The organism is Helicobacter fennelliae (genome assembly GCF_900451005.1).
GTDB classification, from domain to species: domain Bacteria; phylum Campylobacterota; class Campylobacteria; order Campylobacterales; family Helicobacteraceae; genus Helicobacter_B; species Helicobacter_B fennelliae.
This window is the reverse complement of record NZ_UGIB01000001.1, coordinates 516,146-530,180: the sequence shown is the minus strand read 5'-3', so window position 1 is coordinate 530,180 and position 14,035 is coordinate 516,146. Positions and strand designations below refer to the sequence as shown.

The 14,035-nt window shown below is 40.4% G+C and carries 13 protein-coding genes; 3 read left to right on the top strand and 10 right to left on the bottom strand.

Features of this window, described 5'->3' with window-relative positions:
* Positions 1–258: 258 nt before the first annotated feature.
* Entirely contained in the window at positions 259–1,689 is a 1,431-nt protein-coding gene (locus DY109_RS02555; RefSeq protein WP_023947636.1) for a Do family serine endopeptidase, read from the bottom strand.
* Between the two features lie 356 nt (positions 1,690–2,045).
* Between DY109_RS02555 and DY109_RS02550 the strand changes: the two genes are divergently transcribed.
* The 3 genes from DY109_RS02550 to DY109_RS02540 are packed head-to-tail and all read left to right on the top strand — an operon-like array spanning position 2,046 to position 5,905.
* Entirely contained in the window at positions 2,046–2,264 is a 219-nt protein-coding gene (locus DY109_RS02550) for a hypothetical protein (protein ID WP_114996660.1), read from the top strand.
* A 43-nt stretch (positions 2,265–2,307) separates the two neighbouring features.
* Complete coding sequence (locus DY109_RS02545; RefSeq protein ID WP_115737755.1) at positions 2,308–4,764, top strand: TonB-dependent receptor; 2,457 nt, start codon at positions 2,308–2,310, stop codon at positions 4,762–4,764.
* A gap of 55 nt (positions 4,765–4,819) precedes the next feature.
* Positions 4,820–5,905 (top strand): cytochrome-c peroxidase, encoded by a 1,086-nt coding sequence (locus DY109_RS02540; protein ID WP_023947638.1) that lies wholly within the window; start codon positions 4,820–4,822, stop codon positions 5,903–5,905.
* A gap of 51 nt (positions 5,906–5,956) precedes the next feature.
* On the opposite strand, the gene ruvX is transcribed toward DY109_RS02540, so the two are convergent.
* From ruvX to DY109_RS02495, 9 genes are all read right to left on the bottom strand, one after another.
* A complete protein-coding gene (gene ruvX / locus DY109_RS02535; RefSeq protein ID WP_034549483.1) occupies positions 5,957–6,385 on the bottom strand; it encodes a Holliday junction resolvase RuvX in 429 nt (142 codons plus the stop codon).
* 8 nt (positions 6,386–6,393) lie between these two features.
* The gene (gene dprA / locus DY109_RS02530) at positions 6,394–7,200 is read right to left on the bottom strand and encodes a DNA-processing protein DprA (RefSeq protein WP_023947642.1); all 807 of its coding nucleotides are present in this window, start codon (positions 7,198–7,200) and stop codon (positions 6,394–6,396) included.
* 11 nt (positions 7,201–7,211) lie between these two features.
* A complete protein-coding gene (locus DY109_RS02525) occupies positions 7,212–8,795 on the bottom strand; it encodes a divergent polysaccharide deacetylase family protein (protein WP_023947644.1) in 1,584 nt (527 codons plus the stop codon).
* Positions 8,795–9,031, bottom strand: a complete 237-nt coding sequence (gene minE / locus DY109_RS02520; RefSeq protein ID WP_023947646.1) for a cell division topological specificity factor MinE — start codon at positions 9,029–9,031, stop codon at positions 8,795–8,797. The genes DY109_RS02525 and minE overlap by 1 nt, the downstream gene beginning before the upstream one ends.
* Positions 9,028–9,837, bottom strand: a complete 810-nt coding sequence (gene minD / locus DY109_RS02515) for a septum site-determining protein MinD (RefSeq protein ID WP_023947648.1) — start codon at positions 9,835–9,837, stop codon at positions 9,028–9,030. Before minD ends, minE begins: the two co-directional genes overlap by 4 nt.
* A 167-nt stretch (positions 9,838–10,004) precedes the next feature.
* Complete coding sequence (locus tag DY109_RS02510; RefSeq protein ID WP_023947650.1) at positions 10,005–10,691, bottom strand: hypothetical protein; 687 nt, start codon at positions 10,689–10,691, stop codon at positions 10,005–10,007.
* Between the two features lie 138 nt (positions 10,692–10,829).
* Positions 10,830–11,504, bottom strand: coding sequence for a recombination protein RecO (gene recO, locus DY109_RS02505; RefSeq protein ID WP_023947652.1), 675 nt, complete (start codon positions 11,502–11,504; stop codon positions 10,830–10,832).
* Between the two features lie 211 nt (positions 11,505–11,715).
* The gene (locus DY109_RS02500) at positions 11,716–13,080 is read right to left on the bottom strand and encodes a DNA recombination protein RmuC (RefSeq protein WP_023947654.1); all 1,365 of its coding nucleotides are present in this window, start codon (positions 13,078–13,080) and stop codon (positions 11,716–11,718) included.
* Positions 13,081–13,138: 58 nt separating this feature from the next.
* The gene (locus tag DY109_RS02495) at positions 13,139–14,032 is read right to left on the bottom strand and encodes a homoserine O-succinyltransferase (protein WP_023947656.1); all 894 of its coding nucleotides are present in this window, start codon (positions 14,030–14,032) and stop codon (positions 13,139–13,141) included.
* Positions 14,033–14,035: the final 3 nt, after the last annotated feature.

The following is a 14,035-nucleotide window of genomic DNA, read 5'->3' as shown; positions in this document are numbered from 1 at the left end:
TTGCTTTGTGATGTTGCGTTAAGCGATTATGGATTTGTGGTTATGGATTTATAGTGTGTAGTTTCAGCATAGATTTATGGATTTGGCTATTTGGAGTGATAAATGCGACAAGCAGAATCTACATTTATAAAATCTAAAGCTTATAGATTTTGTGTTTGGATTAGGCTTTAGGATTTGAGATTCTGGATTGATTATCGCAGAATCTCTAGCTAGAATCTTATTGTGAGAATCTTAAAACTTCTCCTATCGTAGAATCTATTATTTTGTAACGATTGTTTTTATGCCCTCGTCAGAATACACCAAAAATCTTTTTGTCTTGCCTTTGTATTTATTGAGTGCTTTTGTGAAGTCGGCAGTATCCTTGATCGTGATGTCTTCGACTTGAGCGATGATGTCGCCTTGCGCGAAGCCTACTTCTTGGGCTTGTGAATTGTTTGCTACATTTGTAACAATCACACCCTCAATATCATCAGGAATCCTATATCGTTGGCGGATTTGCGCAGTCAATGGCTCTACGCGCATACCTTTAAGCGAGCTCTCCTCGCTAGATTCTGGCACGCTTACAGGCGCACTTGAGCTTCCATCTTTGCGCTCTGCTAGAGTGAGGGTGATTTTTTGAGGTTTGCCATCGCGGATAATGCTAAGTGTGATTTTTGAATTTGGCTTGAGACTTCCTATGGCGTTGCGTAATTGCGCAGAATCCTTAACTGATGTGTCATTAACCGCAGTGATAAGATCCCATACAAGAAGCCCGGCTTTTTTGGCAGGTGAGTTTGGATCTATGCTGACGACCACCGCACCTTGCGTATCACCATAGTTTTGGCGGAGGTTTTGCGAAATATCTTGTGTGCCTACGCCGATATAGCCGCGTTGGATTTTGCCATCTTTGACAAGTGAGTTAGCGACTTCTTTGACCATATTTGCAGGTATGGCAAATCCTACGCCGTGATTGCCCCCTGTGCGCGAGAGTATGGCGGTATTCATGCCGATGAGCGCGCCCCTAGAATCTATCAGCGCACCGCCTGAATTACCCGGATTTATCGAAGCGTCTGTTTGGATAAAGTTTTCATACGCATTGATTTGGATATTTTTATTTGTCGCAGAGACGATGCCTTGTGTTACCGTTTCGCCGACTCCAAATGGATTTCCGATAGCAAACACGACATCGCCGACTTTGACATCAGAGCTATCGGCAAACTTAATAAAAGGCAAGTTGTTTTTATTGATTCTAATGATTGCTATATCGCCTTCTTTGTCTGTGCCTATGAGCGTTGCAGTGTATTCATTGGTATCGCCCGGAAGCGTTACGATGATTTTGTCCGCACCATCGATGACATGGTTATTGGTGATGATGTAGCCATCGCTTGAGACGATAACTCCACTTCCTAATGATCGCTCTACGCGATCGCGCGGGATTTGGTTATAGAGATCGCCAAAAAATTGCTGAAAAAACGGATCGTTAAACATTGGATTTGCATTGATTTGGTTGCTGACTTTTTTTTGTGTCGAGATATTGACGACAGCTTGCGTTGCGTTTTTGATCGCGTCATGATAAGAATACACGATATTAGAATCTCCTATCGGATTGACGCGCTTGCTTGGCTTTGGCATTTCAGAGATCGAATACGCTTGCAATGACAATGTAGAGACAAATGCAGAAATAAGGGCTAAACTCAATAAGGTTTTCATGAGATCCTCCTTTAGCTAGTAAGATTTGATACTAAATCAAGTGTGAGTAGTGATTGTAGAATGTTAGATTAAATGGTTTTACAATATGAAACAAATCGCTATTTTTAGATTCTAGTAGATTCTGGGCTTTATGCCATTTTTGTCATTATGAGGCGAGGCGAAGCGAGGTGTGAAGCCAAAGCAATCCAGAATCTAGATTTGCTCTACAACTAGATTCTAGTAGTCTAGGCTTTAGGTTGGTTTTGGGTTTCAAGTAAGTGTTAAGAATTTTTCAATATTTATTCTTATTATTTATTTTTATTTAAGTAAATAATAGGAATGATTCCAATTTATCTTTAATATTTAAGGCAAATAAAATGAATTGGCACAAAATAACGCAATATAGTAATGTGTATCAGATATGCGTAGGGGTTTGTATGAGTTTTATGCTAAGTTATGCGGACAATCTAGAGGAGAATCAAGCTAGCGATAATGCCATATTTTCTGTAAGGGGGGGGGGCAAATACAACTTTAAAAGCCAATCAAGATTCTCACTATCAGCTCAAAAAAGTTACCGCTTTTGGCAAGAAAAATAGCGATGACAAATACCAAAATACCGCTGGCTCTATCAATAGAGAAATGCTAGATTCCAACCCTAGCGGGAATGGCGATATTACCTCAATCCTTAGAATCCTGCCAAATGTGCAGTATGACAACGCGCAGCTAAGAAGCACGACGCCTGGCGAAATCGACCCCGCAAATGTCAGCATTAGTGGCGGGCTTTTCTATCAAAATAATTTCCAACTTGATGGATTCAATATGAATAATGACTTGGATCCAAATGGCGGCACGACGAATAATCAAAGTAATATCCGCGGTGGTAGAAGTCAAGGCTTAGCGGTGGATACAAGCCTGCTAGAATCTATTGTCGTGCAGGATAGCAATATCTCTGCGGCGTATGGGCGATTCACTGGTGGCGTGATAGAAGCAAATGTGCGCAAGCCTCGCTTTGATGGCTGGCATGCAAATGTCTCCTATCAATACACAAGCGATAAATTCACGCAATACTTTATCCACCCAAGTGCAGAATCCATGTTTGCCACAAGTGCGGAGGAAAACTATCAGCCAAATTTTGTAAAGCACCTTGTGCGGGCAAATACAGAGGGCTATATCACAAAGAATCTAGGGCTAATTGCAAGCTTTTCCACCACGCAAAGCTTTATCCCTTTGGCAAGCTATCGCTCAAACTACTCAAATGCTGGCGATGATGTAGCACAAGGCAGGGAGCAAAAGCGCCAAAGCTATAACTACTACCTAAAGGCAAATTATAACCCTACTGAATCTTTCACGCTTGAAGCAACATTAGCCTATATGCCACAAGATAATACCTACTTTAACCCTCTAGCAAGAAATAGCTACTATGCTATGCAAAGCGGAGGCGTGCAAAGTGGGCTAAAAGCGCTATGGGATACAGACTTGGGGCTATGGACAAATACGCTAAGCTACTCATGGCTTGAAAACTCAAGGCGCAGTGATGCAAACTACTTTTATCAGTGGCGCAGAAGTGCAGAGAAAAACTGGGGCGGGACAAGCAACGCTACCACAGGAGCGGGCATAGTCTTTGAAGGTGGCTATGGCGATATAGACCAAAGACAGCATACGCTAAATTACAAATCAGATATGCAGTTTGAGCCCCTTAGCTTTTGGCGCATTGAAAATACCTTTAGGGTGGGTGCGGAGTTTTCCTACCAAGATGTCGCACGCAATCGCTTAAATGACCTAACCGCAGTGCAAGGGAATCCACAGCCTCTAACAAGCAGTCAAACTTGCGGGGTAGATAGCTTGGGGCTTGATTTATGCTCTATGTCGCCTGTCTTTGGGCAAAATAGTTCGGTTGGGCAGTATGCAAACCAAATATATATTTGGAAAGCGGGCAACTTTGGCTTTAATCTTTTCTCCTATGGAAGCTATGTAGAAGATGATATGAAGTTTGACTTTGGCAATGCAGGAAGCATGAATGCACGCTTTGGGCTTAGGCTAGATGGCGATACTTATATGAGTAAGCATACTTTAGCGCCAAGATTTTCACTTAATCATATAGCGCCTTGGGAGGATTCCTACAAAACGACTTTTATTTTTGGAGCAAATCGCTACTATGGGCGCAATCTCTTAAGCTATCGGCTCTATGCAGAAGCGATAACAAATAGAGAAAATTACAAACGCAGTATTACCGCTGGGCAAACGCCCGGAGATTGGGCGCTTAATACCACAAATACTAGTGACTTAGGCTATACATTCTCAAAGCTTAATGTCCCCTATGATGATGAGCTAACCTTTGGAATCACGCAAAATCTTTGGCTCTTTAATGCAAGCCTAAAATATATCCATAGAAGCGGCAAAGATGAGATAATGCAAAGACAAACAGGCAGCGGGAGCAATGCAGTAAGCTCTTGGAGTAATGATGGTAGCTCGCAAAGTGATATTATCGCCCTTATGGTGCAAAATGTAAAGCCCATACAAACTTTTGGAATCACGCACCATTATCTTTTTGCCTTTGACTACACAAACACAAGGCGCAGCTACAATATCTATGCTGCCGATGATGCCTATATCGAAAATAATCAAATCTATTATGACGGGCAGCTTATAAACTACCGCGATAGACCTACCGAAAATTGGGCGCGCCCTTTTACCCTGCGCCTTACCACAACGCACACTTATAACATTTGGCGCACAAAATGGCTGTGGAATAACTTTTTTCGCTATCGCGATGGGTATGAGCGAATGGTGCTAATTAGCAGAAATCAGCCCGGATATAATACAAGCATAGACCCCTCCATTCAGCAATATGCCAAAATGCGCTTTCCGGGCGCTTTCACTTGGGATATGCGCATAGGCTTTGAAGTGGATATGTGGCATAAAAATACGCTCTATGTGAATCTTGATATTTATAATGTGCTTAATACGCAAAATCTCACAGCCTTGCAAGGAAGCGGAATTACAGGTGGCGCAGTGACAGGCATAGCTTCTAGCACTGCGATTGCAGTCTATGAGCTAGGGCGGCAGTTTTGGCTACAGGTAGGCTATAAATTATAATCAACACACAACAACCACAAACAACCACAAACAACCACAACAAAGGAGAGATCAAATGATAAGGAATATTTTTGCGTTAAGTATTGCGATAGTAATGTGTGAGAGTGCTTTTGGTATAGAGCTACCACGAGATATAGATGATATAAGAAAAATGTATAGCAAAGATTCTAGCCATTGGGAGAAGCCGCTTGTCGATGAAGGCGTGCAGTGGCAAGAAATAGGCGCACTTCCTGATGAAGCCCCCTATCCAGAATCTAACCCATACAGCGAGGCAAAGGCAAAACTTGGCGAGAGATTATTTAATGACCCCAAACTCTCACTCTCAAACCAAATCGCTTGCACCTCTTGCCATGACAAAGAGCAGGGGTATTCAAATGGGCGCAGTGTAAGCTATGGGCATGATAGGGCTCTTGGCAGACGCAATGCACCAAGTGTAGTGATGAGTGCGTTTGGTAAGGAGAAGTTTTGGGACGGGCGCGCAGAATCTTTGGAAGCACAAGTAAGCTTTCCAATCGCTGACAAAAAAGAAATGGCTTATGATATAGGCAAAGCCGCAAAAAAACTCAATAAAATAGAATCTTATAAAGCAGATTTCAAAGCGGCTTTTGGTGATGGTGCTATAAATAGTGAGCGCATCGCACAGGCAATCGCTACTTATGAGCGAAGCCTTATGCCAAAGACTTCACGATTTGATAGATTTATACGAGGCAATGTTAAGGCATTAAGCGATGAGGAGGTGTGGGGGCTACATATCTTTCGCACAAAAGCGCGCTGTATGAATTGCCATAGTGGCGTGGCTTTTAGTGATGAGGGGTATCATAATTTAGGATTGAGCTGGTATGGAAGAAAGTATCAAGACTTAGGACGATATGAAGTAACCAAAAATCCGCAAGATTCTGGAAAATTTAAAACCCCAAGCTTGCGAGGCGTAGCAAAGAGCGCGCCATATATGCATAATGGTAAGTTTCCTCATCTCAAAGGCGTGCTGAATGCTTATAACAAAGGAATGTATCATCTCAAGCCAAAAACCCCAGAGCAAGAAAACGACCCGCTTTTTCCTCTAACTGATAATCTCCTTCATGAGCTCAATCTTAGCAAAGATGAATTGCAAGCCTTAGAGGCATTTTTGGGAACATTGTAAATATAAATTTGGTAAATATGATTTTGCAGAATCTAGAATCTCGCAAAAAATCTATAATTCACTCTTGTTTGTGGTATTTGCAATATATCTCTCTAGAATCTTGCATGCTGCTAGAGAGTCGAGTTTGCCATTTTTTTGTGCGTTGATTTTATTGCCTCTTGAGAAATGACAAAGTGATTCGAGGGCTTCTAGACTTGTATTATCCTCGTTGATGTAGATTATTTGCCCATCAAATGCCACAAGCGAGATAAAATGCTTAATACGTTTTTGCATTTCGAGATTTTGGCTTGGCATACCGACTACAAGTGTGATAGGATTCTGCTCTATTAAGAGTTTTGATAGCTCTTGTGCTGCTTGATTTCTGTTTTTGCGTAAGAGTGGGGCAAGTGGCAAAATAATACCATTGCAGATTTTAGCCAAACCTATGCGCTTTAGCCCAATATCACAGCCTATTATTGTTTGATTTGTCAGATCTTGCATAGATTCTCTCATGGATTATGTATAAATAATCTTCCGTTTTGTCGCATAATTTTGCCCTCAAACTCGTATTCAAGGATACTTTCTCCAAAGCGTAAATACGCCTCTTCAAAGATTGGGTTTGATTTGCAAAATTCCAAAATCTCATCTGAAGTTATCTCTGCATTATTTAGGGCTTTTTTGAGGTTGATTTCTTGCAAAAATGCCTCAATGTCATAAATAGGCTTTGCTTGATTGTTTTGCAAAAGTGATTGTGTGCCTTGAGATTCTCCTATGCGATGTGAAAACACAAACAATGGTTTTTGCAAGGTTTGACTAAGCTTTGCGCTATGCATCGAGCCGCTTTTGAGATCGGCTTGCGGGATAATGACTATATCACTAAGTGCGATGATGAGGCGATTTCTATGGAGGAATTCGTATTGTTTGGGCTGTGTGTTGCTTTCATATTCGCTAAGGATAAGCCCAGATTCTGCGATTTGCTTGATGATAGGCGCGTTAAATGCAGGATAGATTGTATCAAGGCTTGCAGGTGAGATGAGGATTGTTTGAGGTAAGGCGACGTTGTGTGCGATGATGTCGATTCCTAATGCCCCGCCACTTACGACGATTCCGCCTGCTTGGCTTATTTCTTTTGCCAAAAATGAAGTAAGGGTTTTGCTATACACATTTGGTTTTCTTGTGCCTATGATAGCGATTTTGGGGGATTTGTCAAGCAAAGATATATCGCCTGTATAAAACAACTGCTTTGGAGGGGTGCTAAGGATATTGAATTGATGTGGGATTTGAGAGAGTGATTGTGCCTCAAAACCACTATTCATACATTATCCATTTATTGCGTGTTTTCTATATCAAGAAAATCTTTTGGCTTATGTGATATTTGCGTAGAATTGTTGTTTTTGTTTGTTTTTGTGTTTTCTTTTGTGTGTTGTTCTTTGCTCCATTGCAAATTTATAAACCCGCTCTGCTCTTTGTATCCTTTAGGCATAGGACAGCCTGATATAAATGCTTCTATTTCGCTTTGCTCGCATTCTTGTGTAGTTGCCGTTATGGTCTCTTGTGTCGTGTATGTTGCGGGATTGTGGCTTGTGGATTTGGGATTTTTGGATTTTGGATTTTGCTTTTGTTGTAATGCTTGTGTGCGCTTGACTTCCTCAAATACGCTTTGATCGATTTTTGAGGGTCGTTGTCGCTCTATGGATTCTGCAGATTCTGCGGTTTTTGATGTGGATTCTGATAGAAGAGAATCTTTTGTGGCTTGGCTATGTGGCAAAAACTCCGCATTTTCCGCACTGATTGTGATATGCAAAGGTGGTCGATTTTGCGCGATTGGTAGATCTTTGATATAGACAAGCTCCACTTCGTCAAAAAGCTTTTCTTTTGCGATTTTGAGTGCTTTAAAAGTGCTTGTGTGTGGGTGGCAAATCGCAATCGCATAGCCTTTCTTTTTGGCGATAGAAATCGCTAATTGCAGTTGCTTAAGCGTATAGGCGGTGTTTTGCTCATTATCCAAAAACACATCGCGATAGAGCAATGCGCGCTTGCTTTGTTTATAAATCTCTGGCGCGGCGGTATGTGGAGTCGTGCGAGAATCCACAAAATCAATGCCATATTCATTTAGCACAAATAAAAGATTCTGCATATCTATGAGGCTTGCGCTAAATTTGCTTCCAGTGTGGTTGTTGATGTATTGGAGATTTGGGAAGTCTTTTTTGATTGTCGCGATATTGTCTCTAATGCTTTGGAGGCTTGAGCCTGTGAGAATCCACTGATGGTGAGAGTGCTGCGCATGCTCTGCTTCTAGCGGGAGATGCACCATATAAAACGGCATTGTTTTTGCCATTTTGGCAGTATCTTTTGAATCCTCACTCACAGGGAAAAACGATGGCGTTATGCGGAGATTGAGTTTTTTGAGCTCAGAGAGCTGGCTTTGGTATGCCATATCGTCCATAATGATCGCAAGGTAAGGCTTTTTTGCTCTGGAAGTTGTGGCTTGTGGTTTTGACTTAGTTGCTTTGGCAGAATGCTTTGGATTTTGTGGCTGGCTAGATTCTAGATTCTGGGCTTGCTCTTTGCTTTGTTCTCTATTTTGATCTTTGTCTTGTTTGCTATCTTGCTCTTGGGATTGTTTGGCGTTTTGGGCTTTGTCTAAAATACTTGCCCATTGCTCATCAAGATCTGTTGTGATTTTATCAAGTGGCGAGGCTTCTGCTGAGGATTGTGTATTTGATTCTGTATTGGATTGTATGGGGTTAGATTCTGGGCTAGATTCTGCTATTTTGGGTGTAGATTCTTGTGTTTGGTGTGTTTGGCTTTGGTAGAATTCATACCCAAAATACCCGCATATACACAATATCGCAATTGCCGCAATGGTGCTGATGATTTTGAGTGTTTTAAGGAGTCTGCTACTATTCATTATTGCTCCAATTTTATCTCAACTTCTAAGGTATTGATATGCTGATTAGAATCCGCTTTGATCGTGATTTTGTCGGCATTAGCGTTTGTGTATTTTTTGACAACTTCTAAAATCTCTCGTTTCATATCGTCCATATATGGGACCTTGATACTGCGCTCATGCGCCAAAACAAGCGTGAGTCTATCTTTGGCGACATTTGCGCTAGAATCTTTAGCAAATATTTTTAACCAGCTCATTGAAATAGCCTTTTGAAAGTGCTAAAGATTCCGCCTTGAGCTTTCAGCTCCTCAAATGGCACTTCTTCGCCTGCGATTCTGCGCGCGATTCTTTTGTAGCATTGCGCGCTTATGCTGTTTTTGTCATAAATCACTGGCTCACCGCGATTTGTCGCAGAGACGATTTGCTCATCTTCAGGGATAAGCCCTATAAGTGGAATAGCAAGGATTTTGAGTATGTCTTCAGTTTGGAGCATTTGTCCGTTTTTGACGAGCTCTGGCTTTATGCGATTAATGATGAGATGTTTTTGGATTTTTTGTCCTTTGGCGGCTTTGTCGGATTTGGCATCAATGATACCTATAACCCTATCGCTATCTCGCACAGAGCTTACTTCTGGCGTTACGACAATGAGTGCCCTATCAGCCCAAAAAATAGCATGCTCAAATCCACCCTCTATGCCCGCAGGAGAATCAAGCAAAATATAATCAAAATCTTTTTTGAGCTCTTCTATGAGGGCTTTGACTTTGTTTTTGTCAAGAATGTTTTTGTCTTTGCTTTGGCTTGCGGGCAAAAAATAAAGTGTTGGCGTTTTTTTGTCTTGGATAAGGGCTTGTGCGAGATTGCATTTGCCTTCCATTACATCAACCACATCATATACGATACGATTTTCTAATCCCAAAATCATATCAAGATTCCGCAATCCTATATCAAAGTCAATCGCGACGACTTTAGTTTGCATTTGTGCTAATCCGACAGCAATATTTGCAGTGGCAGTTGATTTACCTACGCCACCTTTTCCGGAAGTTATTGTGATGATTTCAGCCATTGAACACTCCATTGATTTTTCTATTGAATCCTCTCAACTCTCTATGTATGATAAATGTGAATGATATTTCTGTGTTTGCAAAGCAATTCATATTCCTTTTGGATTGCTTTTTAGGTTGATTATAATACTGCAAAATTCCTCCTTATGTTTGTTAAATTTCGTGTTTGTTAATTTTCTAATGTATTACTAGATTCTGCTTGCTCTATTTGGTTGGCTTGATTAGATATATCAGAATCAAAAATCACTTCAACTTCTACGCCCTTATGGATTTGCGTATAAACATCGCTTGGTGTGAGATGTGTAAATACAAATTGTATGTGCTTTTTAGTTGTGCTTGTAGTGGCGCTACTATCGATACTATCAATACTATCGATAGCATTAACTTTGGCTTGAAGTTTGAGGTGCTGGTTTTCTTTGAGCTTAAGCATAAAATACCGCGGCTGATTTGTCTCATCATTCCAGCCATTGCGCTCTGTATAATCTCCCCTTTGGGAGATGAGAATCTGCTTATTATCTCTATCCATCACCTCAAACGAATCCAAATAATACAACCCCGCATCAAGCTTTAGATTCTCTTCTTTTTGCTTACGAAAGCGCGAAGTATTCATCGCACGATTAAACGCATTTGCCCCACCGATAGCAAAGCGATCGCCTTTTGTGCCATCAGGATTTAGCTTGCGCCAATATGTCAGCACAGAGCGGTGTATGGGTTTGGATTTGGGATTTGTGATGACTTCACTATAAAAGTCAATGCTAAGTGTCGCGCTATTTTGTGCTGTGGGCTTTGGAGGTAGCGCACAAGAGCCAAGCAATACCACACATAACGCAAAAATCCAGAATCTTATATATTGCATTTTTATCCTAAAGCTAAGATTGTCCCATTCGAAAATTATCATACATAAAAGCAAAAAACGCATAATGTTATCAATTTAAGTCTTAAAAATGAATTTATATTAAGCTAGCCTCATTAAAGCCTGCTTAATAAACTAATTTTATAAGCCCAAAAGAAGGATTTTATAGAGTTTGATAATGTCTTCATCGTCTAAATGCAGGGTTGAGAGTTGTGTAAAAAATGTATAAATTTGAGAGGCATTAAAGCACATCGTGCTTTGTGAGCAGTGCGTGTGTATCGGTAAAAATCCACGAATAAGCGAGATGGATTGTGTGTTGGATTCTGCAATTAATTTTGCGCTAGATTCTGTGGTGTTAGATTGTGCATACAAAGCCCCTCCGCACAGCAGGCATTTATCGTTATTAAGAGGATTGCGTCCTTCGTTGTGTAGTATTTGCGCATACATCTCAAGCATCACGCGATAAGGATTTTGTTTGTGAAGCTTTTTTGCTCCAGAATCTAGAATCTCAAAATAAAACGGCTCAATATGATAAATGTCTTTTAAATGCGCGCTTAAAAGCTCCATAAATCGCTGCCACGCATACACTCTCTCAAGGTCTCTCTCCCAGCCAAAGCCCAAATGAATGATATTACGCAATCTTGGCATAAAGATTCCATTATGTTCTTTGATAAAGTCAATCTTATGCCCAATATGCACGATCGAATGCCTCGCGCCATAAAAGCGATAAAGGTTTTCTATGGAATCTTGCGTGAGGATTTTGACGATGAGATCCTCGTTTTTTTGGGTATGTGTCGATAAAATGTAGCCCTGCATTTTTCTACATTTCTCCTGAAATAAAAAATTTCTCTAAAGTTTGCTTTATAAAATCTACCACAATCTAGAATCTATATTTTGCATAGAATCTAGATTCCAGGACAAAATACCTTACCACCCTCTTGTCATATCTTAGGCTTGCCGAAGAATCTATGGGGAATCAAACCAGAATCTATTTTAGAATCTAGATTCTAACTTGCCATTGCAAATGCTAATTTTCAGCGATTGCTTTTTGGGTTTTGAGCTCGAGTGCTTCGATGTCTTGAAGTCGCTTATGGAAATTACCATTGCCGCTGAGGAGCTTTTTGTCTAAATCACCAATTGAGTTATTCAGAGTTCCAATGTTTCTTTTGATTTTTTCAAAATCATCAATTACGCCATTAAATTTATCGCGGATTTTTTTTATCTCTTCAAACGCGCGCATAACTTTTTCATTGCTATCGGTATGTCGCCAAGAGATATTGACTGCCTTAAGAGCCATAAAAAGTATATATGGAGTTGCAAGATAAATATTTTTTTTGGAAGCGTATTGATATAGCGTGCTATCAGCACTAAGCGCGAGATCAAGGATATTTTGGTAGGGGATAAAAAGAAATATAAAATCATAGGTGTAGAGATTGTATTTTTCATACGGCTTTGCTGCAAGCTCATCGATACGCGCTTTGAGATTCTGGGCTAATTCTTTGCAAAGGATTTCTTTTTGAGCCTCTTGGGCTTTTGTGTCTTGAGGTTTATCATCATATTCGTCGTTTTGATTTTGCAGTGATTGCGTATCAGGGAGGGAGAATTTCGCATCGACAGCAAAGCTTTTTTCTTTATCAAGGCTGACAACTGCATCAATGATGTAGGTTTTGCCCTCATATTTGAAAGATTGCTGGAGTTTGTAATGTTCGCCCTCAAGAAGTCCGCTATTTTGTAGCACGCTTTTGAGCTGGATCTCGGCAAAATTTCCGCGGATTTTTTTCTCGCCACTTAAGATTCTGGCAAATTTATTAGCATCATCTTTGATCTGCTTGCTGTAATCAAACATTTTTTCGATATTTGTTTTGATCGCGGATTCGTTTTTTGTGAGTCGATCTTCGTATTCTTTGATACTTTTTTGTATGGGCGTAAAGATTTCGTCCATAAGCTTTCTAGAATCTTTATTGAGCGCGACTCGATTTTCATTAAGCAATGCTTCTTGCTGTTTTGTAAATCGCTCTTGGAGTTCTTGCTTGATAAGCTCTAGGGTTTTTTCGTATTTGCTTTCAAGATTTGCCTGTGCTTCTTTGTAGTCGTTTTGCGCTTTTGCCATCGCAGAATCTTTTTCTTTAAGGAGGTTTTGTGATGTCTCAAGATGTGCTTTGAGACGCTCTTGGAGTTTGGCGTTTTCTTGATTAAGGATAAGGTTTTGAGATTCTGCATTTTGCAAGGATTGTTGTAGGCTAAGTTTTGTAGCAAGCTCATTTTCAAGTATAGCTTTGAGGTGGTGATAGTCTTTGATGATGTCTTGCTTTTGGATAAATATCCGCACAAGTAGCACGCCAAATAAAGCGACAATTAGCCCAAGCACAACAAAAGCGACAATATTTATCATAAACGCAAAATCCTTTTAGCAAAACTTTTTAATTTGTAGATTGCATTATAGCCAAAATCTAGAATTTAAAAGGTGTGGCTTGATAAACATTAAAATTGAGCCAATTTGCAAAAATCACACTTGCATCAGATCGCCAAGTCATTTGCGGTGTGCCATTTTTGTCGTAATATTTTTTTGGTTTGGAGATAGAAAGCCCTTTGGCTTTGTCACGCTTGTATTCGTTATCTAGCGTTTCTTTGCTGTATTCGGGGTGTCCGAGTATAAAAATATCTTTGTGATCTTTGATGATACTTATGCCGCTTTTTTTGCCTTCAAGCAGGATTTTTAAAGTGCCTTGCTTGCTTAATGCCCTGACTTTTTTCTCATCAATGCCTGAATGCCTAGAATGCGGAATTTTTATCGTATCATTAAGCCCACTTAAAAGCACATCATCTGCGGTAGCGCGGTGCTTAAAAACGCCAAATAACTTATGAGACAACGCGATTTTGTCAATATGATGAAAATGATAAAGTCCAGCCATAGCTCCCCAGCAAAGATACATCGTGCTTGTGCAATGCTTGCGCAAATAGTTCATCACTTCTTTAAGCTCCTGCCAATATTTGACCTCTTCAAATGCCAAATGCTCGATGGGCGCGCCAGTAACGATTGCGCCATCAAAATTTTTGCCAACAATATCGCTAAATTTTGTATAGAATCTATCCAAATGGCTTTGTGGCGTATTTGTGCCTTTGTAGCTCTGCGTCGCAAGAAGTGTGATATTAACTTGTAATGGCGAGTTTCCAATCAAAGAGAGAATCTGATTTTCTGTTTGGATTTTGATAGGCATAAGATTGACTATAAGCACTTCTAGTGGTCGTATATCTTGCATGATAGCACGCTTTTGCCCGATGATAAATACATAATCTTTCAGAAGTTTATACGCTGGAATCTGCTCGGGAATAATAAGTGGCATTTT